We start from the raw sequence: 25,494 nt of genomic DNA on the forward strand, positions 1-25,494 counted from the left end.
ACAGTAAAGTCACAAATGCACTGAAAAACCTTGTAAAACCGTACTTTTTAGGCCATAAATATTAACGACACTTTAATGGCAGAGGGAAACCCGGCAGGCTAAATAAGACGCCTGCCGGGTTGGACTTGGCACTGGTTCCTATTCCTTGGTATCTTTGGGCGGACAGCACAGGGCCTGGTGGGCGGCAATGGTAGCTAATGTGTCACCCAGCTGCATGAAGATGGAACTGATCAGTGCGATTTCCTCAGGGCTTTTGCCCTCGGCAATGCAGCATGCCAAAGTCGATACGGAAAGAGCAAGTTCACAGGATTGCATGATATTCACCTCACATAATGGTATGCGGGGGAAAGGGGATGTAGAATACATACCGGTTTTTCACCGGATGGAATTGGCTGTCATTCCCTCTTTATTAAATGGTTCTATCAGTTCTGCTGCAAGAACCGTATTCTGAATATACGGATTACTGGCCGGGACCAGGAGATGGAGGCTTTCAGGTTTCATATAGGGTTATAACATAATTTAGTAGATGAAACGATTTAACATGGGTGATAAAAGTTTTATCAAATTTTCCGTGTGCTGCTGCGCACAATCAGCTTTAAATCAAAGTGTGATATGACAGGTTCCGCATCCTCGTGTTCCGCTGCATGAATCAGGATCCTGGCCGCTTCTTTCCCCATGTCAAAGATAGGCTGATGTACGGTGGTCAGTGGGACACTGAGTATGCCTGATACAAAATGGTCATCGTAACCTACCACAGAGACGTCATCCGGGACAGAAAGGTTATATTTGGCCAGCCCGTTATACACACCGCAGGCCATCAGGTCATTAAATGCAAATACAGCGGTAAATTCTTTATCACTTAGGTAATCAATCCCATCCAGCCCGGACTCGTAGGTGTAATTCCCCACATACACCATATCATCGTCCCATTCCATTCCATAATCATCAAAGGCCTTTTTGCAGCCTTTCAGTCGGCTGTCAGAACCTTCCAGGTAGCTGGGGCCTGTGAGGAAAGCTATTTTTCTGTGTCCCAGCGACAGAAGGTGCCGGGTAGCCATATATCCTCCCTTTACATGGTCGGAAATCACAGCGTTGACAGGCGGACGATAGGATGTCAGGTCCATCTGGACAACCGGGATATTCAAGGAAAGAATCAGTTCAACGTGGTCTGAATTGGATACAGGCGGATTGGGCGGGGTTGACACTACGGAGATACCGTCAATACACTTTGTGCGTAATGTCTCGATATACTGCCTTTCCCGCTCATAGTTAAAGTTGGTGGAACACAGGATCATGCTCCATCCGCATTCCTGGCAGGTATCCTCAAGGCCCTTTGCATAAGTGGCATAGTAGTCATTGCGGATATCCGGCACAATAAGTCCGATTGTATAGCTGCGGTTGGTTTTCAGGCTGACGGCAGCTGAATTTGGCCGATAGCCCATCTCACGGGCAATGGTCAGGATGCGCTCCTTTGTCTGGGGGGCGATTCTGGAAGGCCGGTTGTTCAATACCAGGGATATGGTTGCGGGAGAAAGGCCGGCCGCCTGTGCGATATCTTTTATGGTGACTTTCATTATATTGATTCCTCCTAGATAAAACTTTTATCAAAAGTTTAACACTTAAATGGAAAAAAAGCAAAGGATATTAAAAAATAAAAGCAAAATAGAAAAATATACATAAATAAGTGGCTGATAAACAAGAAAAAATAAGAAAATGCACAAAAAATTATTGACAAATCGTTTTATCATATGCTAATATAAGACTCATAAGATAAAACGATTTATCATACAAATGGCCATTGTATCATTGATTGTTTCTTACTCACCATCAACATTATTAAAGAAGGACGGTTAAAAGATTATGAATCAGAAAAGAAGGATTATTATTGACTGCGACCCAGGACATGACGATGCGGTTGCCATTATTCTGGCAGCCAGGAACCCCAAGCTGGAGCTTTTGGGAATCACCACTGTAAATGGAAACCAGACCCTGGAAAAGGTCACCAGGAATGCGCTGAATGTATGCCAATACCTGGACATTGATGTTCCGGTTTGCAAGGGGCTGGCAGGACCCATTGTACGGGCTGCTGTTCCTGCGGAGGAAAGGATTCATGGGGATACTGGTCTGAATGGCCCTGTATTCGGGCCACTGACAAAGGAACTGGACCCTCGCCACGCAGTCGATTTTATTATTGAAACAGTGATGGATTCCAGTGAACCGGTCACACTTGTACCCACAGGCCCTCTGAGCAATATTGGTATGGCTATCCGTAAAGAGCCAAGGATTTTGAATAACATAGACGAGATTGTCCTGATGGGAGGGGCATATCAACATGGAAATGTGACGCCGGCAGCAGAGTTTAATATATATGCTGATGCTGAGGCCGCACATGTGGTGTTCAGCTGTGGGCGTCCCATCGTCATGATGGGACTTGATTTGACACGGCAGGCCCTTTGTTATCCTGAGATAGTTGACAGGATGGCCAAGATAGATACGAAGGCAGGCAAACTTTTTGTGGATTTGATGAGATTTTTCTGTATGACCCAGAAAAAGGTATTTGGATGGGAGGGAGGCCCGCTTCATGATTCCACTACCATTGCTTATCTGCTTGACCCAACCTGTATAGAGGTAAAGGCAATGCATACGGAGATTGATATAACGGGAGGACCGAGTCAGGGCAGGACGAATTGCGACTTTTTTAACCTGACGGACAAGGTGAAGAATACAAAGGTTGCTGTTAAACTGGATGCAGAGAAGTTCTGGGATATAGTGGAGGACAGCTTGAAACTGTATGATTAGTTAAATATAAGGAGGGGTTACATAATGAAAAAAAAGATATTGGCTTTTTTACTATGTTGTGCAATGGTAGTGGGAATAACTGCATGCAAAGGCTCTGAAAAACAGACACAGGCGGATACAGGAAACGAAGCTCCTGCGGCAGCCTCAGAGGAACAGGGGAAGGAAGCTGAGGCGGGCCGGGAGCCTGTAAAGGTTGCACTTATTTATTCTGGTTTCCTGGGAGATAAATCCTTTAATGACCTGGCCCATGACGGGGCCATGAAGGCAAAGGAGATGTATGGGATAGAAGTACAGGAACTGGAATCAGGGGAGGCAGCTGACTGGGAGGCTAATTTCGTGGCCATGGCTGATGCAGACTACGATTTGGTAATAGGTGTGTCAACGCAGTTTTTGGATATTATGAAGAAACACTGCCCTGATTATCCAGATACCAAGTTTGCGCTGATTGATGGTGTCAGTGATGCGGGCGATAACGTGGTTTCCACGCTGTTTGCACAGAACGAAGGCTCGTTCCTTGCAGGTGCGGCTGCTGCCATGTTTACTACCAAGACTGAAATTGAAGGCGTGAATGATAAAAAGATTATCGGGTGGGTAGGAGGAATGGATATTCCGGTTCTTCATGACTTCTTTACAGGATATGAGCAGGGCGCCAAATATATTGACCCGGAGATTGAGGTGCTTCAGTCCTTTGCAGGAACATTTACTGATGCCCTGAAAGGCAAGGAACTGGCAACCGCACAGATTAATCAGGGCGCGGATATCATCATGAATGTGGCCAATATCACGGGCATCGGGGCTATGGAAGCTGCATCGGAACTTAATGTATATGCAATTGGTGTGGATACTAACCAGGACAGCCTGTATCCTGGGCATATCCTCACTTCCATGCAGAAAAGGGTGGATATATGTACGTTCCAGATGATTGAATCCGTTGTCAATGGCACATATGAGGGCGGTTCCATAACCTATATGGATCTGGCCCACGATGGTGTTGGCCTGACTGATTTTTCTGTCATGAAAGAAGCGTTGGGGGATAAGTTCCCTCAGGACATTGAGGACAAGGTGGAAGAACTGAAAGGAAAGATTGCAAGTGGGGAAATCGTAGTCAATTCTTATGAAGGGTATGGAAACCCTGAAAAGTAAAGATGTATTTATGGCACGAACTGCCCGGAGGAACTGCCCGGAGGAGGTCTCCGGGCACTTTTTGCAGGGAGAAGGAGGGTGTACATGGAAAACAGCAGTTATATTGTGGAAATGACGGATATAGATAAAAGCTTTCCAGCGGTCCATGCCGTGGATGGAGGGCAGTTCAACCTGAAAAAAGGAGAAATCCATTCTTTGATTGGGGAAAATGGGGCGGGAAAATCTACTATGATGAAGATGCTTTATGGCCTGTACCAGCCAGACGGAGGAACCATCAGGATATACGGAAAGGAAATGACACATCTGACGCCGGGGATTTCTATTGAACAGGGAATTGGTATGGTCCATCAGGAGTTCATGCTGGTGGATGACCTGACTGTCCTGGAAAATGTAATCCTGGGTTTTGAACCCAGGAAAGGTGTTACCATTGATTTTGAAACATCCAGGGCTAAAATACAGAAATATGTGGACAGTTATCACATGGATATACAGCCAAATAAGAAAATAAACCAGATTTCCGTAGGGGAGGCCCAAAGAGTGGAAATCATTAAGACCCTGTACCGCGGGGCGGATGTACTGATCCTGGACGAGCCCACGGCAGTGCTTACTCCGTTAGAGTGTAAGAAATTTTTTGAAATACTCCAGGAATTGAGAAATGATGGGAAATCCATTATTTTTATTTCCCATAAATTAAATGAAGTCATGGAAATATCGGATCGGATTACCGTTATGAGGGGCGGAAGATTTATCGCAACGGTTAATAAGAGTGAAACAAATACCACAGAGCTTGCCAAGATGATGGTTGGGCGTGAGGTTTTTCTGAATATTGAAAAGGAAAAGACAGATATTGGAAAGCCGATTCTGGAGATTAAGGATGTCTGGACCTCCGGGGAGAAGGAGATGTCAAAGATAAGAGGCGTATCCTTTGATGTGCGTGCAGGGGAAATTGTCGGCATTGCAGGCGTTGACGGTAATGGGCAAAGTGAGCTGGTTGAGGCGGTTGCAGGGCTGCGCAGGGTTGAGAAGGGGAAAATCCTCCTGGATGGGGAGGACATAACGAATTACAGTCCCAAAAAGGCAAGGCTTGCAGGACTGACGCACATACCGGAGGACCGCAACCTGAGGGGGCTGAACAGGGCGATGACAATTGAGGACAACCTGATTGCCTGGAAATTTGAAGATGCTCCGTTTGCCAGCGGGATAACCAGGCATAAAAAGGTGGTTAGACAATACGCTGAGAAACTGATTCCCCAGTTTGATATCCGTCCAACAGAACCGGATGTGATTGCACAGTCACTGTCCGGCGGGAATGCACAGAAAATTGTAGTTGCCAGGGAGGTGGATGCGGATGGAAAACTTCTGATTGCATCCCAGCCATCCAGGGGTGTGGACATTGGTGCCATAGAATTAATCAGGAAGATTCTGAACGATGTAAAAAAGAGCGGAAAAGGAATCCTGTTGGTGTCGGCTGATCTGGAAGAGGTTTTAGCACTTTCTGATAGGATTGTCGTAATGTATGAAGGCAGGATCATGGGGATTGTGGACAGTGATGAGGCCACAACGGATAATGTAGGACTCCTGATGCTGGGGGAGACACAAGGACAAAATAAGGAGGTATCCTGATATGGCGGAAAAAAAGGAAAACCGGTATGTAACCCTGCTGCTTACACTGGTCCTGTCAATGGCAGTTGGGGCAGTGTTCATGATGATTGTCGGATATCATCCCCTGGAGGCATATATCCAGCTATTTAAAGGGGCGTTTGTGGGAAAGGTCAATCTGGGTACAACCTTGCAGAAATTCGTGCCAATCCTGCTGACCGGTGTTGGCTTTTCCATTGCTGCCAAGGTGGGATGCTTTAACGCCGGTATTGAAGGGGAACTATATCTGGGGGCTATTGCTGCTGCATGGGCAGGTCATTATCTGCACGGCATTCCGGCTCCCCTGCATCTGGTTATATGCTTTATGACAGCAGCTGCGGCAGGCGCTTTGTGGGCCGCCATACCTGCAATCCTGAAGGTCAGGTGGAAAGTAAATGAAATCTGTGTATGTATACTGGCTACCTATGTTGCAAAATATCTGACTTCCTGGCTGTGCAACGGACCTATGAGTGCAAAGACGGGAATCCCTCAGACACTCAGTGTTTCGGAGGGGGTCATGCTTGCCAAAATCATGCGGCCAAGCCAGGCCAATACAGGACTGTTTGTGGCCCTTCTGCTGGTTGCGGGGGCAATATGGCTGATATACAGGTCCACGCTGGGATATAAATTCACAACCGTGGGACTTAACATACATCACGCTGAATACATAGGGATTAATGCGCGCAGGACAGTCATCCAGGGAATGATGTTGTCCGGGGCGTTCGGGGGAATTGCAGGCGCAATCGAATCATTGGGGGTTTATGGTTATTTCCTGGATAATTTTTCACTGAACATTGCCAATGACGGCATGCTATCTTCTATGATTGTGTGGAATGATATCTGCCTGGTCCCAATCATGTCATTCTTTGTGGCTGCGTTAAAAGCAGGAGCGCTTTCCATGGAACGGTTTGCTGGTGTTCCCAGGTCTATTGTTGATACAATCACTGCGGTATTCATTATTTTCGCAACCATGGAAACCCTGTTTACATTTCATAAAAAGAAAAAGGCTGTAAAGAGCGGGGCAGGGGACCAAAAGAACGCTGACAAAGGAGGTGAACGTAAATGAGCAATATTTTCGATTATACGTTAATTTATGCAACTATCCGGTCTGCGACCCCTATTCTGTTTGCGGCTCTGTGTGCCACCATAACACAGCAGGCAGATATCCTTAACATCGGTACTGAGGGAATCATGCTGACATCAGCCTTTGTGGCGGTGCTCACAAGCTTTGTTACTGGAAGCTGGCTGGTGGCCATCGTTGCCGCAATCATCAGCGGGATTGCAATTGCAATGATCATGGCGGTAGCCAACATCAAGTACAATGCCCATATCTGTGCGGTAGGCATTGCTGTCAATATGTTTGCGCTTGCCATCACAAAGTTTGGTATAAAGCAGTTTCTTGGAACCTCTGGTACATTTACCAGCCCTGAGATAGTGCCGATACCAAGAATCCATATAACGGCCCTGGAACAGAATGCCGTGCTTAATGGCATATTTAATAACTGGTGTGTCACGGAAGTGTTTGGAATCATCATGGTGGGGGTCCTTTGGTTCCTTTTGTTCCGGACGGTCTGGGGGCTTCGGGTTCGCTGCGTGGGCCGCCTTCCTATGGCGGCTGAGACTGCGGGCATCAATGTAAGGAATTTAAAGTACCAGGTAATGATTATCTCCGGCATCATGGGCGGACTGGCTGGCGCCCATCTGTCCCTGGGATATTCACAGATGTTTGCTGAGAACATTACAAATGGCAGAGGTTTCATGGGGGTGGCAGCCATGAACTTTGGCGCGATGAATCCTATCCTTGTCTGGATGGGAACCCTGATATTCGGATTCATTGACTCTGTGGGGGCCAGGCTTCAGTCCTATGGACTTCCTTCTCAGTTCATCCTGATGCTTCCTTATGTCTTCACAATTACAGTGCTTGTCCTGGCAATGTGGAGAAAGGGTATAAAGGACGAAAAGGCTAAGAGCTCTTTGTGAGGATGATGGGGAATATGAGGAAGGGATGGTGGTATGAATGGGAGCGCAGGCATTACAACAGAGAAAAAAGGTGATATTGGATGTGGATACGGGATCCGATGACGCAATTGCAATTATGCTGGCGGCGTTATCTCCGGAATTGGATGTCCTGGGGATTACCGTAACATGGGGGAACCGCCCTGTGGGGAACTGTGTGGAGAATACCCTGAGGGTCTTAGGGCTTCTGGGAAAGGAAAATGAGATACCTGTGTATAAAGGATGTCCTCAGCCAATGGTGCGTTACCTGACAAAGCAGAGAAATGGAGCATTGGAGAAGGATGGAATCAGCGTATGGAAGGATGGGAAGGAATTTTCTATACATCCGGCTTATCTGGATTTGCCGCCGGCAAAAGTCAAGGCTCGTCCGTCCCATGCATGTTCCTATCTGGTGGAGACACTGCTGCGGACAGAGGAAAAGATTACAATAATTCCGGTAGGACCTCCTACTAATCTGGCAATAGCAATCAGGATGGAACCATCCATTATAACCCGTATGGAAGAAGTTGTTTTTATGGGAGGGGCTGTTGGGATGGGGAACATAACCCCATGTGCAGAAGCTAATTTTTACCACGACCCTGAAGCGGCTAAGATTATTATTGACAGCGGCGTCCCATGCAGGATAATTGGGCTGAATGCAACACATTCCGCTGAACTGGACCTGGAAGATGCAGCCAGCCTCAGGGCCCTTAAAACACCGGCAGCCAGACTTGCAGCCAGCTTGCTTGAGATGCGGATTGAGGCATTGGGGGTAATGGGGGATGGCAACGGACATTCAGATGCTGTCCACGATGCCCTGGCAGTGGCCAGCGTTATTATGCCGGAGGTGATTACGGATATGAGACGGAGCCGGTGCGATATTGATGTGAATGGCGGGGCAGCAGACGGCCAGCTGATTGTGGATACGCGTATCAGACATGAAAAGGATGGACTGCCCAACATACAGGTTGCCTATAAAGCAGATAAGGAAATGTTTTTCGGATTGCTCTGTGACAGGCTTGGATGTTGTCATACGAAAATATAAAGTCATTTCCGTTATGATATTAGAGGGGGTTACGTCCTCCAATCCTGGCGCCTTGCGGTAGACTTCTGTGGGGACATGGCGTCCCACGCCAGCATCATCTCATTGGAAATCAAGGGCAGATAAAAATATAATGCGGTATGTGTACGGATGGATTGGACACATACCGCATTTGCATTGTGCCTGATTTTAATATGCAGGAATATGCGGTCTTATTTTCCGGTCATTTTATCGTTTTATCGCTTTTGTATCAACTGCTATTGTAATCGCCATATAAATCCGCTATAATGAATACATTCTTATTTATCTAAAAACAGTACCTCCATCAGATTCATATCTTCATCAACCGGCATTTTGCCTGGTCCTCATATCAACCCCATCAGAAAAAGCGATTATCACTTGAAGTAAAAATCAAACTCCCATATAATGAAAGGTATGGACAAAACACATTTTCACAGAAGGAAAGACAAATGACACAATATGAAATTTTAAAACAATACTTTGGATATGACACATTCAGGGACGGACAGGATGTGCTGATTAACAGCATCTTAGAGGGGCGGGATGTGCTGGGCGTCATGCCCACGGGCGCGGGCAAGTCCCTGTGCTATCAGATCCCGGCCCTTATGATGGACGGGATTACCCTGGTCATCTCACCTTTAATATCCCTGATGAAGGACCAGGTGAGCAACCTGAACCAGGTGGGTATCCTGGCTGCCTTTATTAACAGTTCCCTGACCGCGTCCCAGTATATAAAGGTGCTGGAACTGGCGAGGGCCGGCCGGTATCCCATTATCTATGTGGCGCCGGAGCGGCTGATGTCCGAGGATTTCCTCCGGTTCGCCCTGGATGGACGGGTTAAGATATCCATGGTTGCGGTGGACGAGGCCCACTGTGTGTCCCAATGGGGGCAGGACTTCAGGCCAAGCTATCTGAAGATTGTGGATTTTATAAACCAGCTGCCGGTGAGGCCCATTGTAAGCGCGTTTACCGCAACGGCCACGGCGGAGGTCAGGGACGATATCATCGATATCCTTATGCTCAGGAACCCCAATGTGATGACGACCGGATTTGACCGTTCCAATCTTTATTTTGCCGTCCAAAGCCCAAAGGATAAGTATGCCACCCTGGTGAACTATCTGGAACGCCATAAGGGGGAGAGCGGGATCATCTACTGCCTGACCAGGAAGGTGGTGGAGGAAGTCTGCAGCCAGCTTATGCGGGAAGGATTTTCCATGACCAGGTATCATGCCGGTTTAAGTGACAGCGAACGCAAGCGTAACCAGGAAGATTTCATCTATGACAGGGCACAGATCATGGTGGCGACCAATGCCTTCGGTATGGGAATCGACAAGTCCAATGTCAGGTTCGTGGTGCATTACAATATGCCGAAGAATATGGAATCCTATTATCAGGAAGCAGGAAGGGCCGGACGTGACGGTGAGCCTTCGGAGTGTATCCTTTTATACGGAGGACAGGATGTGGTGACAAACCAGTTCTTTATTGACCATAACCAGGATAACGAGGCGCTGGATCCGTTGACCCGTGAGATTGTCATGGAGCGGGACAGGGAACGGCTGCGCAAGATGACATTTTACTGTTTTACCAATGAGTGCCTGAGGGATTACATACTGCGCTACTTCGGGGAATACGGCAGCAATTACTGCGGGAACTGCTCTAACTGCCTGAGCCAGTTTGAAGAGGTGGACGTGACGGAGATTGCCAGGGGGCTGATTGGGTGTGTTGAGAACTGCCGGCAGAGGTATGGGACCAATGTGATCATTGATACGGTCCATGGGGCCAATACGGCGAAAATCCGGAATTACAGGATGGATGAAAGTGCATTTTACGGAGCGCTGTCAAAGGTTCCCACTTATAAACTGCGGCAGGTGATGAACCATCTGATGTTAAAAGAATACCTGGCAGTGACAAATGATGAGTATGCGATTGTGAAGCTGACCGGCAATTCCAGACGGGTAATGGAAGACGGCGAGCCGGTTACGATGAAGATGGCAAAGGAGCTGGAACATCCGGCGAAGATAAAGGAAGGGAAGAAGCCTAAGAAGGGAAAGGCTGCCGGCATATCACTTCTGGATTCGGACGAAGGATTATTTGAAAAGCTGCGGGCGCTGCGGACGGAAATCGCCAAAGAGGAAGGCGTGCCGCCCTATATTGTGTTCTCGGATAAGACCCTGGTCTCCATGTGCATGGTTAAGCCCGGGACAAAGTCTGAGATGCTTTCGGTATCCGGGGTCGGGGAATTTAAGTTTGAGAAGTACGGAGAGCGTTTTTTGGAGTGTGTAAAAGCAGAGGTGGGGGAAAGGAAGCCTGCATCTGCGCTGCCGGTCAACAGGCAGGAAAATGAAAAAAATGGTAGGAACAGCCCGGAGGACTGGATGGATGAGCCGTCCTATTATAGTGACGATGATCTGTATTTTACCAGCGACAGTGATGACTTTGAAGACTGGAACCTGGAGACGGCCATGGCTGCCTGGGAAACTGGAAGCCAGGAAAGGGAAGCAGAGGGCCATAAGCCTGCATCCCATGGCGGGGCCGTGGAGATGGGTACGGTTAAGAAGAAGGGCAAAAAGTCTAAGACAGAGTTCGTGATGACAGAGGAACTGGCAGAACAGATCCATTATTCGGAACGCGTCTCCCTCAGTGATTTCATCGGACAGATGAATGATCTGCGTGACGGGGAGGCCATGAAGCGGCTGACCATAAAATCAGTGGAGCAGTGGCTGATGGACAAGGGATGTTTTGAAGTGTGGTTTTTAAACGGGACTCCCCGGAAGCGCCTGACGGACAAGGGGGAGGAGTTTGGGATCATGGCGGAGAAGAGGCTTAGTGAGAAGGGAAATGAATATGATGTGTTTTTTTATTCGGAAGAGGCACAGCGCAGCATCGTGGAATGGCTGTCACGGAGTGGATGGGACCGTGAATGATTTAATCCGGATAAATTGTCAATAACTTAACACAATCCAGCAGGGCAGACCATGGACAGTCTGCCCTTTTCTCCCCTGTTTTGTCTGGATTGCTTGTTCATCATGCATAAACATATTTTGCTTTATTACATTTCCGTGATATAATAACAGAAAAATACAGAAAGTGGAACCGTTGGGGATATGGGGATGCAAAAGAATAAAAAGTGGTATCGAAGGTTTTGTTTCACAGCCTTTTTCCTGTTAATCAATGTATTGGCTGTTCTGGTATTGGGCAAAAGGGAGGCCCTGTCTGTGGATGCCGGCATGTCGGAACATGCAGAAGCTTCCATGGAGGGGGTGGAGGACGTGATGGGGAACTACATACATTCCTTCAGGCTGTTTGCCCACATGATGGCCCGCGAGATTGAGGAACATCCGGACCCGGATGCAATCTGGGATTATCTGAAGGAGATGGATTCCCGGATGCTGGAGATTGAGGGGGACACATTTGACGGGCTTTATATGTATTACAAAGGACGGTACCTGTACAGCTGGGATACCCCGTATTCAGAGTATGAGGATACGGGCTATGAGGCAACGTCACGTCCATGGTATACGGATGCGGTGAAGGGGGATGGACGGATTGTGTTCACGCCGCCTTATATGAGTTATGCAAACCACTACATACTTTCCACCATTTCTCAGCTGCAGCCGGATGGGGAAACCGTGTTTGCCTACGATATACGCATGGGGGACATACAGGAGCTTGTGTCCTCAATGAAGGCGTATGACGGGGAGCAGATGCTGTTGTTTGATAACAATGGAACGGTTATCGGAAGTATGGATGAGGATTATCTGGGCGGGAACCTGTATACGTCCCAGGCAGAGGCAAAGTCCGCGCTGAACGCTTCCATGGAGGCTTCCCTGGAACTGTCCGGGGAACAGCGGGAGAAGATGGATGAGCAGATCCAGTCGGCATCTGCCTTCCATGCGTTCCGCGCAAGCCTTAACAGCGGTCTGCCAAGGCTGCTGGAGCAGGAGGGGACGGCACTGCGTGTAAAGCTTGGGAACAGGGATTACTATGGTTACCTGCGCCACGGGGATATGTACCATGTCATCATACTGGTGCCTGTACTGTCCATGCTGAAGGCCACGGTACAGGTCTGGCTTGTTCCGTTCCTGCTCCTGGAACTGCTGCTCATCTATGGGGCAGGGCGTGTCACCAAGGAACAGAAGAACAGGGAGCTGCGCGCGGCTTATGTGGAACTGGGGCAGATGCAGAAGCGTCTGGAGCTTGCCCTGACGGCGGCCCAGAGGGCTGCTGCGGTTGATGACCTGACGGGCCTGATGAATTTTAAGTCATTCCGTGAAAATGTATCCAAATGCATTGAAGCCATGGAACCGGATCAGAGCGGTATCCTTATCATGCTGGACGGCGACCATTTTAAACTGATTAATGATAACTACGGACACCTGGTGGGCGATGAGGTGATTAAACTATCGGCCCAGATGATAATCGGGCGTATCAGGACAATCGACCTTGCGTCCCGGCTCCATGGGGATGAGTTTTCCATATTTGTGGCCAATACAAATGATTATTCGGTTGCCGCGCGGATTGTGGAGGATATCAACCATACCCTGTCAGGGGAGGCGGTTAGGAGGAATATCCCGCCCATAACACTGTCCGCGGGTGCCGTGATTGCACATGGAGGGGACAGCTACGCGGAGCTGGCAAAGCTGGCAGATGCCGCCCTGTACCGGGCCAAGGAAACCCATGACGGCGGGTTCGCCAGTGCGGCCGTTTCCTGACTATGAGGATGATCCTATGAAATTACACCAATTACAATACTTCTGCGCCGCATGCAGAAGCGGCAACATAACCAGGGCTGCTGCTGAGCTTCATGTCTCCCAGCCCTCTATCTCCATGGCAATCAGGGAACTGGAAAATGAGTTTGGGGTCCTGCTTCTTCAAAGGAACAACAAGGGGTTTGAGATAACCCGGGAAGGCACGTATTTTTATGAAAGGGCCATGGTGCTGCTGGAACAGGCGGATGAGCTGAACCAGATGATGTGCGATATGGGGAACCAGAGGAAACGGATTAATCTGGGTATTCCTCCCATGATCGGAACCTTCCTGTTTCCAAAAATGTACAGGGAATTCAGGAAAGCCTTCCCGGAGGTCATGCTCAACTCCCGGGAAGGCGGAAGCCGGTATCTCCTGGAAATGCTGGATGACAGTACCCTGGATTTCGCCATCCTGCCCACCAACCAGCTGTCGGAAGACGCTTATAATATCCTGAAGATGACGGATACGGAAACCGTGTTCTGCGTGTCAAAGGACCATCCTCTGGCCAACCATGAAACCGTTTCAATCCAGGAGATAAAAGAGGAGCCGCTCATCATGTTTAATGACGGCTTTTATCAGAATGTGGTGATTAAGGAGAGGTTTGAAAAGGAAGGCTACCGGCCGAACATACTGCATTATTCCAGCCAGTTCTATACCATCAGGGAGTTCATATCCGACGGGATTACAGGCGGGTTCATGTTCCGGGACATAGCCCAGGCCGTGCCGGATATCAAGGGCATATCCCTGGAGGACCCGCTGCATATCCAGATTGGACTGGTCTGGAAAAAGAACCAGCATATGTTCCATGATGCTGCAAGGTTCCTGGAATTCACGAAGAAGTATGTAAAATCCAATATGTAACGTGATTGATCATCCGGGAGCGCAGGCATCACGGGCTGTACAACACAATATAGGTAATGCAGTTCCATGGGCAGTTCCATGGCAAATGGCCTGGACAGGAAAACGTCCGGTTCCGGAAGGGGGATAAAAAAGCGTGAAACGGCTTTTGGGTCTGGGTGCATTTAAGAATGCCCCCATCCGTAAGAAGTTGATACTGTCCACATGGCTGGTGGCGATTGTGCCCATTGTGGTCATATTTGCAGTGGTTTTCTTTGTGTTTGTCAATACGGGGGCGGAGAGCGCCAGGCGCCAGGCCCAGCTTTTACTGGATAAGACCGTGGAGGAGATGGACGGGTATTATAACCAGGCCCAGGAAAGCCTGGGCTTCATGGTCACGGATATGAATGTGCAGACAGCCATTGATAATTATGTGGCGGGCACATATAAGGAGCAGCTTGACCTGCGGGATTTCCTTCGGAACAGGCTTGCCAATGTGTCCACGGTGGGAAGACGGACAGGCGCCATCGCCATCTATATCAGGGAGGCGGACAAGACGTATTCCAGGGATTTTTCGGACCAGCCGCTGTCCAGGATATATGGCGGGATGCCCTGGTTTTCGGACCTGCTGTCAGGAAGGGAAGCATTTGTGCGGACCGAAGGAATCTCCGTGCAGGATAAGAGGCCGGTCTGGATCCTGGCCTCCAACATCATCAGCGTGCGCAACGGGGAGGTTCTGGGCCTGGTTTATATGGAACTGGATAAGCAGGCCATGATCCAGCCCTTTTATGACCTGGTGTCCGGGGATGGGGATTCCATTGTGTTTGAAGGCAACAGGATCATCTCAGGACAGGAACGGACGGAGGGAGGGTTTGTGTCCCTGTACTCCTATTCACGGATGTTTGACAGCCAGGTGGAGTACAGGCTCCAGATGAAGGAGCTGCGCCAGGGGTACACGGCGGCCTTTGTGTACTTCATGGCAGGCATGGCGGTGCTGGTGCTCCTGATTTATCTGATGGACAGGTTGCTGGCGGACTGGGTGGCCGGCAGGATCATACGGCTGGGGGAAGCCACCAGACGGATTGCGGCCGGGGACCTGGAGGTGGAGGTTAAGGACGGGCTGAAGGATGAAATCGGGGAACTTGCGCGCAGCTTCAACACCATGGCAAGGGATATGAAACAGCTGATTGAAAATGAGTACCTGGTGAAGATTGAGAGCCAGCAGGCAACCCTGCGCGCCCTCCAGAGCCAGATCAATCCCCATTTTGTCTATAATACGCTGGAGAGCATTTCCATGATGGCCCTGGTCAGGGACCACTATGAAATCGTGGATATGACCCAGGCATTTTCCATGATGATGCGCTATTCCATGGAGCCGTCCCCTCTGGTAACGGTACAGGAGGAACTGGAAAATGTAAGGAATTATGTGACCATCCAGAAAATCCGTTTCCCGGACCGGTTCCGGATGGAATACCGGGTGGAGGAATCGTGCCTGCAGGAAAAACTGCCCCGGCTTACCATACAGCCATTGGTGGAAAATGCCTTCCGGCACGGGTTTGAGGACACGCCCAACCATAAGCGCATCCTGGTTTCCATCTGCAGGCGGAGGGGATTTTTGGAGCTGAGGATATTTAATGACGGGACCACGGTTTCCCATGAACGGTTATTAAGGGTGCGGTTCCTGCTGGACCCGGACTGCCAGGAGAACACCATGGACTGTTACGCGCTGCGCAATTTAAGCCGGAGGTTAAGGCTTCTGTTCGGGGAAAGGAGCCGGGTGACCCTGCGTTCCGGCGCAGGGACCGGGACCATTGTGTCCCTGAGGATTCCATTGGAAAGGGGGGAGGAGCATGAAACGGATCCTGGTGTGTGAGGATGAGGATTTAATCCGCAAGGGCATCTGTAAAATCGTGGAGAGCGTGTGCCAGGATGTCCAGGTACAGGAGTGCGATAACGGGATGGAGGGCTATAAGGCCATCGCAATGTGGAATCCCCATGTGGTGATCACGGATATCCGCATGCCTGTGATGGATGGCCTGGCAATGATTGAAAAGGCCCAGGCTGACGGGGCCAGGTGCAGCTATGTGATCATCAGCGCGTACCGGGACTTTGAATACGCCAGGACGGCTATCCGCTGCGGTGTGCGGGAATATCTCTTAAAGCCCCTGAACCGGTTTGAGGTGGCGGCCTGCCTGGAACGCCTTCTGGATATAAAGGCAGAGGTGAGGACGGCAAATGGCAGCGGTAAGACGGAGGCCGCGGATGATGGGGGAAGCATCGGGAAGGCAATCCAGTACATAGAGAATAATTTTTACCGCAGTATCAGCCTGGAGGAGGTGAGCCAGGCGGTCCACATGAATACGGCTTATTTCTCCACGCTGTTTAAGAAGCAGACCGGGAAAAAATACATTGATTATGTGACGGACCTGCGCATGGAGAAGGCGCGCAAGCTGATTCTCAACACGGACCTTAAGATTGGAGCCATTGCGGAGATGGTGGGATATGGGAGTACCAAGCATTTTACAAGGATTTATAAAGAAAAATTTGGGACCACACCCAATGCGGACCGTTGATATAGACAAAATATTAACATGTTATCGTCAAAAACTATAAAAATAGCACTAAAACCAAATTTTACGTCCCTTCAACTTTGGAGGGACTTTGTTTATAATTTAAGTATGATAGTTGAAACGGGACCATATGATCCGCAGCACAGGCTGCGCAGAGAAGAGGAGGTATTTTATGAAAAAAACACTTGCGGTCATGATGTCGGCGCTGATGGTGGGAGGGTTGGCACTCAGCGGCTGCGGAGGCGGCCAGACAGCCACCACGGCAGCGCCCACGGAGGCGGCTAAGACAGAGGCGGCCGGGACAGAGTCCGCGGCAGAATCAGCTGCACCGGTGGCCGCTTCAGGGGAACAGGTGACGATTACGATCAGCAACTGGCTGGAGGCGGAGGAGGCCACATCGGCAATCTTTAAGGAACTGCTGGATGATTTCATGGCTGCCAACCCGGATATCAAGGTTGAGTCCCAGGCCATCCCATTTAACCAGTACAAGGACCAGGTCCTGATTGCAGGCACCTCAGGCAATGCAGCGGACGTAATCATGGGGAATTCACAGATGATGAGCGCCTTTAACGGGGCAGGCATCCTGGCTGAACTGGATTCCCTGGCTTCCAAGGATGTGCTGGATGATATCTATCCCGGTTACCTGTCCGGCACTACATATGGCGGCAAGGTAAAGGCGCTGTCATGGGCGCCCCACCCCATTGCCATGTATTACAACAAGGATTTATTTACCAAGGCAGGCCTGGACCCTGAGAAGGCGCCTGCAACCTGGGATGAGATGACGGAGGCTGCCAAGGCAGTGGCAGCGCTTGGCAAGGACGATTCCGGCAATACCATCTACGGCCTGGGGCTTCCCACGGGCAAGGTTGCACACACGGGAACTGTGTTTAACGGTATCTTCTATACCTTTGGCGGACATTTTGTGGATAAGGACGGGATGGTTGACCTGAATAATGAAGGCAATGTGGCAGCCCTGACCTGGACCAAGGAGCTGGTGGATGCCAAGGTGATTCCGGCAGGACTTGAGATTAAGGATTTACGCGGATTGTTCGCATCCGGCCAGATCGGCATCATATTTGACGGTGACATGGGTCGCGGCGCGTTCCGGGCCAGCAGCGGTATCGGCGAGGAATTTGATAAGAAAATGGGAATCGCCATTATCCCGGCAGGAGAGACAGGCAGAAGCGAGACCGTGTATACAGAGCACCAGCTGGCTGTATTTGAGAAATCAGAGCACAAGGAAGCAGCCATCCGCCTGGTAGAGTACCTGATTGGCAAGGATGCAATGTTAAAGTACCACAAGTCCAATGCGGTCCTCTCTGCAAGGAAATCCATAGCAACACTTCCTGAGATGAATGAGGATTATTTCATGGAGGTATTTAACAAGCAGTCTGAAACAGCCAGCCCGCTTCCGGCCACCAATGCCATGTTTGATAATGCCATGAACGAGGTGACAAAGGCCATTGAGCGTATTGTTGTCAATAATGAGGACATTGCCACGGTGCTGGACGAGACAAATGCAACAATCAGAGAGATGTATGGACAGTAAATAAAACGTGAATCCAGAAGTCAGGGAAGCATCAGTCTGAATCAGGAGCGGCTGCAGATCATCCTGCATCCGCTCCGCTTTTATCAATGGGAGGTCTGGCATGGGAACAAAGAAAAAAGTCAACTGGTTTATGGTGATGCTTCTGGTGCCCGCGGTGGCAATGCTCATGGTCACCATCATCATACCTGTGTTTGTTGTGATTGGGATGAGTTTTTACCATTACAACCTGTTGGACATGAATAATATCACATGGAATGATTTTGCCAATTACAAGGCGGTGTTTAAGGATGCGGAGTTCATCCGTACCTTTGGGCGGACCCTTATCTATGTGTGCAGTACGGTGGCAGCCCAATTTTTTATCGGCCTGGGCGTGGCGCTTCTGCTTAACAGCAAAAATCTGAAGGGAAGGAAGCTGTTCCGGAGCCTCCTGTTCCTTCCGTGGACGATCCCGTCCCTGGTGGTGGCGGTTACCTGGATGTTCATATTCCAGCCGCAGTATGGCATTGTGAACTATCTGCTGAACCTGGGGGATTACAGTGTCCTTGGAAGTCCGGGGACAGCCATGGCCGGCGTGGTGATATCCGCGGTCTGGAAGCAGATGCCCCTTATGATGATCATGCTTCTATCCGGGTTACAGACCGTTCCCGAGGATTTAAAGGAGGCGGCTGAGATAGACGGGGCCACGGGACTTCAGAAGTTTTTATGTATCACGGTTCCCTGTATCATGCCGGTTGTGAGGACAGTGACCCTTACCTCCATCGTGTCCAACTTCCAGATGTTCGTGCTGTTCTTCACCATGACAGGAGGAGGTCCGGTAAGGGCCACCACCACGTTGCCGCTGTACACCTATGAGACAGCATTCTCAGGCTTTAACCTGGGTAAGGGCGCTGCCATCGGTGTGTGCTGGCTGGTGTTCCTGATTATCTTCTCCACTATTTACAACAAGGTCCTTTCCGCCAAGGAAGTGGAATATTAAGGAGGTGCGCGGATGAAAAAGAAAACATGGCAGTCCATTCTTAAATATGTATCCATAACAGCCATTACCATATGCTTTGTTTTTCCCATTTACTGGATGCTGCTCACCTCCATCAAGCCCAATGAAGCCATCTTGAAGCTTCCGCCCCAGTTTGTCCCGGTGACCACCACCATGGCCAATTACAGGGGAATCCTGACGGACGGCAAGTTCCTTGTATTCTACAGGAACAATGTGATCGTATCGGGAATCACCACCCTGGTGACCCTTATCCTGGCGGTATTGGCAGCCTATTCATTTTCCAGGTACCGGTTCAGGGGGAGCCGGTTTGTGATGATGCTGTTTCTTTCCACCCAGATGTTCCCGGCCATGACCCTTCTCATAGCCCTTTACAACATGTACTTCCGTCTGGGGCTCTTGAATACCTATACGGCCCTGGTGCTGGCCTGCTCCACCAATGCCCTGCCCATGTCGGTGTGGATACTCAAAGGATTTTTTGACACCATATCCAAGTCCCTGGAGGAGGCTGCCTATATTGACGGCTGCTCCAAGGGAAGGACCCTCATGCAGGTCATCCTGCCCCTGGTAAAGCCGGGTATCCTGGCAGTGGGACTGTACTCCTTCCTGATTTCCTGGGAGGATTTCCTCTGGGGCCTGACCCTGGTCAACAAGACCGGGATGCGCACCCTTGCCTCCGGTATCGCAATGACCTATCTGGGCGAATACAATTACGATTGGGGAAGGGTCATGGCGGCAGCGGTGGGCGCGGCCATCCCCATCCTGGTCATATTCATCTTTTTGCAGAAATACATGATAGCGGGCCTTACCGCAGGGGCGGTGAAGGAATAGGCCTGGATAAAGGAACGGTGGTTTGAGAAATGGAGGAAGTCATGAAACAGAAGCAGAATATAGTATTTTTCTTTTCCGACCAGCAGCGGGCGGACACCCTGGGATGCAACGGGCAGCCCCTGCCGGTCACACCGTGCCTGGACCGGTTTGCATGTGAGGACGCGGTGAATTTTTCCAATGCATTCACGCCCCAGCCAGTGTGCGGCCCGGCCAGGGCCATGCTTCAGACCGGGCTGTATCCGACACAGACCGGCTGTTACCGCAACGCGGTCTCCCTTCCGGCGGAGCAGAAAACCCTGGCCGGATACCTGAGGGAGGCGGGCTACCGGGTGGCTTATGTGGGAAAATGGCATCTGGCTTCGGATGAGCATGAGAACCACTATGAAACCATTCCGGTTCCCCTTGAACGGCGGGGAGGGTATGATGATTACTGGATGGCCGCGGATGTGCTGGAGTTTACTTCCCATGGATATGGCGGCTATGTGTTTGACAAGGATGGCAATAAACTGGAGTTTACCGGCTACAGGACAGACTGTCTGACCGATTACGCGGTCCGTTACATTGAGGAGTATGACAGCGGGGAACCGTTTTTCCTGATGGTTTCCCATATTGAACCGCACCATCAGAATGACAGGGGGGATTATGAGGGGCCGGAGGGAAGCAGGGAGCGGTTCGGGGATTTTGTGCCTCCGGCCGACCTGGAACCTGGAAAAGGGGACTGGGAAAAGTTTTACCCGGATTACCTGGGCTGCTGCCATGCACTGGATACTAATTTCGGCCGTGTGGTTGAGGCATTGAAGGAAAAGGGGATTTACGGACAGACCATGGTGGTTTATGCCAGCGACCACGGCTGCCACTTCCGCACCCGCTCGGATGAGGTGGTGGAACATGGTTATGATGACTATAAGCGCAACAGTTTTGAGGGAACCATCCATGTCCCCCTGCTGATTAAAGGGGATGGGTTCAGGAAAGGCGTAAACGAGGAACGGGTGGTAAGCCTTCTGGATTTGCCGAGGACCATCCTGACAGCGGCCGGGATTGAAACCGGGAAACTGGACCTTCAGGGACGTCCCCTCCAGGAGGTGGATGCCCCTGACTGGGAAGAGGAGGTCTATATCCAGATCAGTGAAAGCTTTGTGGGCCGGGCCTTGCGCACCAGACGGTATAAATATGTGGTATATGCCCCTGAGGCCAACCCCTGGACGGAAAGCGGAAGTCCTGTTTATCAGGAGAAATATCTGTTTGACCTGGAACGGGATCCGCTGGAGAGGGATAACCTTATTGCAGAGCCTGGGTATGGGGCGGTGAAGGAGCGTCTGCGGGAACGGATTATGAAGCTGGGGGTTAAGGCCGGGGAGGATTTTTGTGTGAAATGAAACCAGCAGAAAGGGTATGGCTGTTTCTGGTATGGATTATACCATGAGGCGGTTATGCCTTTTCTTTTTTTGCCATTTTTTCCATCTTCAATTTTGCCATAAGATTTTCTGATGATTTAATCAGAAAAAAATATTTTACTTATGACGGATAAAAGATTACGATATAGGCAGACAAAAAACAAGGAGGGGTATGGCATTGAAGACACATAAGATTGCTGTAATCGCAGGTGATGGAATTGGGCCTGAAGTGCTGGCTGAGGGGGTCAGGGTCTTAAAGCAGGTGGCGGAATGCGACGGAGGATTTTCGTTTGAATTTACATATTTTCCGTGGGGATGCGAGTACTATTTAAAGACAGGGAAAATGATGGATGAGGACGGGATTGGGAAGCTGAAACAGTTTGACGCCATCTTCTTAGGGGCAGTGGGATATCCCGGTGTGCCGGACCACATCTCACTGTGGGATCTGCTCCTGAACATACGCAAAAGCTTTGACCAGTACGTGAACCTGCGGCCGGTAAAGCTGCTGGAAGGGGCGCCGTGTCCCCTGAAGGATGTGGACAGGAAAGACGTTGACATGATATTTGTGAGGGAGAACAGCGAGGGCGAATACGCGGGGAGCGGCAGCTGGCTGTTTAAGGGAAAACCTCATGAAGTGGTGCTTCAGGAGGGCGTATTCTCCAGGCACGGATGTGAACGCATCATCCGTTATGCCTATGATCTGGCAAGGGAAAAGGGCAGGACCCTGACCAGTATCAGCAAGGGGAATGCCCTGAATTATTCCATGGTTTTCTGGGATCAGATATTTAAGGAGGTGGGAGCGGATTACCCGGATGTGAAGACATTTTCCTATCTGGTAGACGCGGCCAGCATGTTCATGGTAAAGGATCCGGGACGGTTTGAGATAGTTGTCACCTCCAACCTGTTCGGGGATATCCTGACGGATCTGGGCGCTGCAATTGCAGGGGGCATGGGACTGGCGGCAGGAGCAAACCTGAACCCGGAACGGGAGTTCCCGTCCATGTTCGAACCGATCCATGGCTCTGCGCCGGATATTGCGGGACAGGGAAAGGCCAATCCCCTGGCCACGGTCTGGTCTGCAAGCCAGATGCTGGATTTCTTTGGATACAGACAGTGGGGGGAAAGGCTGATTGATATCATCGAGGAGATCCTGAAGGAGAAAAAGGTACTTACACCTGACCTTGACGGCACGGCAACCACAAGCCAGGTGGGGGACGAAGTTATTTCAAAGCTGAGGCAGTAAAAGCAAGACTATTATATGGAGGGTGCATATGTGGAGAGATAAGAACTGGGGAGATTATAAGTTCCATTTGGTGATTTTGGTTTGCTGTATCCTGGCAGAGGCTGTTGGCCCTATCAAGATACCGGTTGGCGGGGTTACGGTTACACTTCTTCCGCTGCTGTATTCCATGATTTTCGTTCTGATTGTTTATATGATTAAGCCAATCCGGTTTGTGAAGGAAAAGCAGGCAGAAATCGGTTCGGCGCTTCTGACACTGAGCGTGGCATTCCTGATGGCAAAGCTGGGAATTACCAGCGGCGCTTCCATTAAGGATGTAATCAGCGCGGGTCCTGTGCTGATCCTGCAGAACCTGGGAAATGTGGGGACCCTGCTGGTTGCACTTCCCATTGCCCTTCTTCTTGGAATGGGGCGTGAGGCTGTGGGCATGACCCATGCAATGAGCCGTGAACCTAACGTGGCCCTGATTTCCGATATGTTTGGGGCTGACTCCGCTGAGTTTAAGGGGGTCATGACCTGTTATATCGTGGGTACTATTTTCGGTACCATTTTCATGAGTATCGTACCGCCCATATTTGTGAGCCTTGGCATCTTTTCACCGGAATCAGCTGCCATGGCAGTGGGGGCGGGCAGTGCGTCCATGATGACGGCCGGTCTGGCCGGTGTCATGGAGGCGGCGCCCACAGCGAATCCGGATGTGCTGACTGCATTTGCCAGTATCAGCAATGTGATTTCTTCATCGATTTCAGTGTATCTGGGACTGTTCATCACAGTGCCGCTGGGGAACGTTATCTATAAGGCCATGAAAAAAGGAAAATAGGGGGATTTCATATGGATAAGGAGAACAGAGTCAGTTTTGGGAGTGAGTTTTTTGATTGGGTCATGACATTCATTATCGTGGCAATCCTGTCAGTTGCCTGTAACATTGTGGGCTATGGCGGAATACTTCTGGAGTCCATACCGGGGATGCTTATCTTTGCTGTCATCAGCCTGGCAGGGCTGACGGTGAAGCATTTTGTTCCTGGAAACCTTCCGGCGGTTGCTTACATAGCGCTGATCGGCATGCTGGTGGCAATGCCATTTTCACCCATATCCGGGTTTGTCATCTACTGGGCTAATAAGGTGGCGCTGATGGCGGTCGTGACACCGATCCTTGCATACGCAGGCGTGATTGTTGGCCGCGACTGGCGGGAGTTCGTGAAGATCGGCTGGAAGGGAATCGTTGTCTCGCTGCTGGTCATCCTGGGCACGTTCTTTGTTTCGGGCGGCATGGCGGAAGTGATGGGACGGATGTTTGGCATGTGACGGATTGTGCAGGGATTGCGGGTTAAACGGTTAAGCTTGGATTGGCGCGGTGGATTGTGCGTCATGCGGCGGAAAGGAGAGGGAACATGGAGAATTTCCCATTATTGGAAATAGAGGGGACACCCTATGAGATTGGATATAGGCACGGCGAGGTTTTTAAGGAAAAGATAGCAGGGACCATCCAATGCTACCGGGAAATGTTTAAGGATTATTCAGATTTGGAATGGGAGCGGGCAAAGGAACTTTCCACCCGGTTTACGGATATCATCCGTGATTACAATCCGGATTATCTGGAGGAGATAAAAGGCGTTGCGGCTGGTTCCGGGTTTTCGTTTGAGGATATCCTTGCACTTAACTGCCGGAGTGAACTGGTATTCGTGGGCAACGAGATGGATAAGGCGGACGGCGGATGTACGTCCATCGGAATCAGCAGCGACGCAGGGGCGGGAGGCGACGCCTTCCTGGCCCATAACTGGGACTGGAAGACCAGCCAGAGGGCGTCCATGGTCATGATGAAAATCAGGCAGAAGAACGGAAAGCCGGATATCTTCATGGTGACTGAGGCAGGGATTATCGGAAAGACCGGTTTTAACAGCGCCGGTATCTGCCTGTACCTGAATGCCCTGTCCACCAACCAGGCCCCTAAGGGGCTTCCGCTCCACCTGGCCATGAGGGGAATCCTGGACTGCGGCTCACTGGCAGAGGCCATCGGCGCCGCCACCAGGTTCCCGCTGGGGTGCTGTGCCAACTTTATGATTGGCCACAAAAACGGGGAGTGCGCTGACATTGAGATAGAGAACGAGGATTTTGATGTGCTGTATCCAAGGGATGGAATCCTGGTCCACACGAATCACTTTGTCAGCCCCCGCCTTCCTATCCTGCCCAGGAAGGACACGTCCAAGCAGAAGTTCCCGGATACCTTCGTACGGCTGGGAAGGGCGGATAAGCTGCTGAGGAAGAAAGGCAGGGATATATCGGAGAAGGATATCATGGAAGTGCTCAGGGACCATGTGGAATATCCGTCCAGTATCTGCAGACATGAGGATCTGACTGCGCCAAAGGGGAAACGGATGGGGACCGTCTTCTCCATGGTGGTCAACCTGACCCAGGGGAGGATTTATTTCTGTAAGGGGAATCCTTGTGAGCAGGGGTATGAGGAGTATGGGATTTAAATCCGGAGGATATGGGATTTATCGGTTAAGGAAAGACGCGTTGGTTATATGAGACAGATTGTGCTGCCCGGGAACGGGCAGCCTTTTTTAGTTCGTATAAAAGATAGCCTGTGATAAGATATTCCATGATTATTTGTGCATAATATACTATTTATATAGAAAAATAACAAGAAATATAATAATACAGCTAAAAATTCGTATATAAGTATAAGCGCCGG

At 50.2% G+C, this 25,494-nt stretch carries 21 protein-coding genes; 19 read left to right on the forward strand and 2 right to left on the reverse strand.

The features are described from left to right. Nucleotides 1-138 precede the first annotated feature (138 nt). Nucleotides 139-315: a DUF6774 domain-containing protein gene (locus LK536_RS36155; protein ID WP_168164728.1), complete on the reverse strand. Its 177-nt coding sequence runs from the start codon at nt 313-315 to the stop codon at nt 139-141. Nucleotides 316-560: 245 nt separating this feature from the next. Then, entirely contained in the window at nt 561-1,574 is a 1,014-nt protein-coding gene (locus tag LK536_RS36160; protein WP_025483579.1) for a LacI family DNA-binding transcriptional regulator, read from the reverse strand. A gap of 286 nt (nt 1,575-1,860) precedes the next feature. Between LK536_RS36160 and LK536_RS36165 the strand changes: the two genes are divergently transcribed. From LK536_RS36165 to LK536_RS36255, 19 genes are all read left to right on the forward strand, one after another. Further along, entirely contained in the window at nt 1,861-2,799 is a 939-nt protein-coding gene (locus LK536_RS36165) for a nucleoside hydrolase (RefSeq protein ID WP_227795179.1), read from the forward strand. Between the two features lie 24 nt (nt 2,800-2,823). Continuing rightward, entirely contained in the window at nt 2,824-3,942 is a 1,119-nt protein-coding gene (locus LK536_RS36170) for a BMP family lipoprotein (RefSeq protein ID WP_025483577.1), read from the forward strand. An 84-nt stretch (nt 3,943-4,026) separates the two neighbouring features. Further along, nucleotides 4,027-5,565 (forward strand): ABC transporter ATP-binding protein, encoded by a 1,539-nt coding sequence (locus tag LK536_RS36175; RefSeq protein ID WP_025483575.1) that lies wholly within the window; start codon nt 4,027-4,029, stop codon nt 5,563-5,565. 1 nt (nt 5,566) lies between these two features. After that, a complete protein-coding gene (locus LK536_RS36180) occupies nt 5,567-6,646 on the forward strand; it encodes an ABC transporter permease (RefSeq protein ID WP_227795180.1) in 1,080 nt (359 codons plus the stop codon). Beyond that, nucleotides 6,643-7,560, forward strand: a complete 918-nt coding sequence (locus LK536_RS36185; RefSeq protein ID WP_227795181.1) for an ABC transporter permease — start codon at nt 6,643-6,645, stop codon at nt 7,558-7,560. Before LK536_RS36180 ends, LK536_RS36185 begins: the two co-directional genes overlap by 4 nt. A gap of 82 nt (nt 7,561-7,642) precedes the next feature. Next, on the forward strand, nt 7,643-8,620 hold the full coding sequence (locus tag LK536_RS36190; protein WP_329602197.1) for a nucleoside hydrolase: 978 nt from the start codon (nt 7,643-7,645) through the stop codon (nt 8,618-8,620). A gap of 467 nt (nt 8,621-9,087) precedes the next feature. After that, nucleotides 9,088-11,562: a DNA helicase RecQ gene (gene recQ, locus LK536_RS36195; RefSeq protein WP_227795183.1), complete on the forward strand. Its 2,475-nt coding sequence runs from the start codon at nt 9,088-9,090 to the stop codon at nt 11,560-11,562. 186 nt (nt 11,563-11,748) lie between these two features. Next, nucleotides 11,749-13,350 (forward strand): sensor domain-containing diguanylate cyclase, encoded by a 1,602-nt coding sequence (locus LK536_RS36200; protein WP_025483569.1) that lies wholly within the window; start codon nt 11,749-11,751, stop codon nt 13,348-13,350. 16 nt (nt 13,351-13,366) lie between these two features. After that, entirely contained in the window at nt 13,367-14,248 is an 882-nt protein-coding gene (locus LK536_RS36205; RefSeq protein ID WP_008721213.1) for a LysR family transcriptional regulator, read from the forward strand. A gap of 133 nt (nt 14,249-14,381) precedes the next feature. After that, a complete protein-coding gene (locus tag LK536_RS36210; RefSeq protein ID WP_025483566.1) occupies nt 14,382-16,097 on the forward strand; it encodes a sensor histidine kinase in 1,716 nt (571 codons plus the stop codon). Then, nucleotides 16,075-16,797, forward strand: coding sequence for a response regulator transcription factor (locus LK536_RS36215; RefSeq protein ID WP_227795184.1), 723 nt, complete (start codon nt 16,075-16,077; stop codon nt 16,795-16,797). The genes LK536_RS36210 and LK536_RS36215 overlap by 23 nt, the downstream gene beginning before the upstream one ends. 169 nt (nt 16,798-16,966) lie before the next feature. Further along, nucleotides 16,967-18,343 carry an ABC transporter substrate-binding protein gene (locus LK536_RS36220; RefSeq protein WP_227795185.1) on the forward strand — a complete coding sequence of 459 codons (1,377 nt, stop codon included), beginning with the start codon at nt 16,967-16,969 and terminating at the stop codon, nt 18,341-18,343. A 100-nt stretch (nt 18,344-18,443) separates the two neighbouring features. Further along, nucleotides 18,444-19,319: a carbohydrate ABC transporter permease gene (locus LK536_RS36225; RefSeq protein WP_008721219.1), complete on the forward strand. Its 876-nt coding sequence runs from the start codon at nt 18,444-18,446 to the stop codon at nt 19,317-19,319. Between the two features lie 12 nt (nt 19,320-19,331). Further along, nucleotides 19,332-20,165: a carbohydrate ABC transporter permease gene (locus tag LK536_RS36230; RefSeq protein WP_227795186.1), complete on the forward strand. Its 834-nt coding sequence runs from the start codon at nt 19,332-19,334 to the stop codon at nt 20,163-20,165. Nucleotides 20,166-20,206: 41 nt separating this feature from the next. Next, on the forward strand, nt 20,207-21,541 hold the full coding sequence (locus tag LK536_RS36235) for a sulfatase family protein (RefSeq protein WP_227795187.1): 1,335 nt from the start codon (nt 20,207-20,209) through the stop codon (nt 21,539-21,541). Nucleotides 21,542-21,737: 196 nt separating this feature from the next. After that, complete coding sequence (locus LK536_RS36240) at nt 21,738-22,802, forward strand: tartrate dehydrogenase (RefSeq protein ID WP_025483556.1); 1,065 nt, start codon at nt 21,738-21,740, stop codon at nt 22,800-22,802. Nucleotides 22,803-22,830: 28 nt separating this feature from the next. Continuing rightward, nucleotides 22,831-23,619, forward strand: coding sequence for a DUF3100 domain-containing protein (locus tag LK536_RS36245; protein WP_034576566.1), 789 nt, complete (start codon nt 22,831-22,833; stop codon nt 23,617-23,619). Between the two features lie 11 nt (nt 23,620-23,630). Next, the gene (locus LK536_RS36250; RefSeq protein ID WP_008721227.1) at nt 23,631-24,104 is read left to right on the forward strand and encodes a hypothetical protein; all 474 of its coding nucleotides are present in this window, start codon (nt 23,631-23,633) and stop codon (nt 24,102-24,104) included. An 86-nt stretch (nt 24,105-24,190) separates the two neighbouring features. Continuing rightward, complete coding sequence (locus LK536_RS36255) at nt 24,191-25,276, forward strand: acyl-CoA--6-aminopenicillanic acid acyl-transferase (RefSeq protein ID WP_040381196.1); 1,086 nt, start codon at nt 24,191-24,193, stop codon at nt 25,274-25,276. Nucleotides 25,277-25,494: the final 218 nt, after the last annotated feature.

The organism is Clostridium pacaense, assembly GCF_020709765.2.
Taxonomy (GTDB): Bacteria; Bacillota; Clostridia; order Lachnospirales; family Lachnospiraceae; genus Enterocloster; species Enterocloster hominis.

Bases quoted from the DNA above. Each gene is read 5' to 3' on its own strand.
- LK536_RS36155 (WP_168164728.1), bottom strand. From the start codon at position 315: ATGCAATCCTGTGAACTTGCTCTTTCCGTATCGACTTTGGCATGCTGC.
- LK536_RS36160 (WP_025483579.1), bottom strand. From the start codon at position 1,574: ATGAAAGTCACCATAAAAGATATCGCACAGGCGGCCGGCCTTTCTCCC.
- LK536_RS36165 (WP_227795179.1), top strand. From the start codon at position 1,861: ATGAATCAGAAAAGAAGGATTATTATTGACTGCGACCCAGGACATGAC.
- LK536_RS36170 (WP_025483577.1), top strand. From the start codon at position 2,824: ATGAAAAAAAAGATATTGGCTTTTTTACTATGTTGTGCAATGGTAGTG.
- LK536_RS36175 (WP_025483575.1), top strand. From the start codon at position 4,027: ATGGAAAACAGCAGTTATATTGTGGAAATGACGGATATAGATAAAAGC.
- LK536_RS36180 (WP_227795180.1), top strand. From the start codon at position 5,567: ATGGCGGAAAAAAAGGAAAACCGGTATGTAACCCTGCTGCTTACACTG.
- LK536_RS36185 (WP_227795181.1), top strand. From the start codon at position 6,643: ATGAGCAATATTTTCGATTATACGTTAATTTATGCAACTATCCGGTCT.
- recQ (WP_227795183.1), top strand. From the start codon at position 9,088: ATGACACAATATGAAATTTTAAAACAATACTTTGGATATGACACATTC.
- LK536_RS36200 (WP_025483569.1), top strand. From the start codon at position 11,749: ATGCAAAAGAATAAAAAGTGGTATCGAAGGTTTTGTTTCACAGCCTTT.
- LK536_RS36205 (WP_008721213.1), top strand. From the start codon at position 13,367: ATGAAATTACACCAATTACAATACTTCTGCGCCGCATGCAGAAGCGGC.
- LK536_RS36215 (WP_227795184.1), top strand. From the start codon at position 16,075: ATGAAACGGATCCTGGTGTGTGAGGATGAGGATTTAATCCGCAAGGGC.
- LK536_RS36220 (WP_227795185.1), top strand. From the start codon at position 16,967: ATGAAAAAAACACTTGCGGTCATGATGTCGGCGCTGATGGTGGGAGGG.
- LK536_RS36225 (WP_008721219.1), top strand. From the start codon at position 18,444: ATGGGAACAAAGAAAAAAGTCAACTGGTTTATGGTGATGCTTCTGGTG.
- LK536_RS36230 (WP_227795186.1), top strand. From the start codon at position 19,332: ATGAAAAAGAAAACATGGCAGTCCATTCTTAAATATGTATCCATAACA.
- LK536_RS36235 (WP_227795187.1), top strand. From the start codon at position 20,207: ATGAAACAGAAGCAGAATATAGTATTTTTCTTTTCCGACCAGCAGCGG.
- LK536_RS36245 (WP_034576566.1), top strand. From the start codon at position 22,831: ATGTGGAGAGATAAGAACTGGGGAGATTATAAGTTCCATTTGGTGATT.
- LK536_RS36250 (WP_008721227.1), top strand. From the start codon at position 23,631: ATGGATAAGGAGAACAGAGTCAGTTTTGGGAGTGAGTTTTTTGATTGG.
- LK536_RS36255 (WP_040381196.1), top strand. From the start codon at position 24,191: ATGGAGAATTTCCCATTATTGGAAATAGAGGGGACACCCTATGAGATT.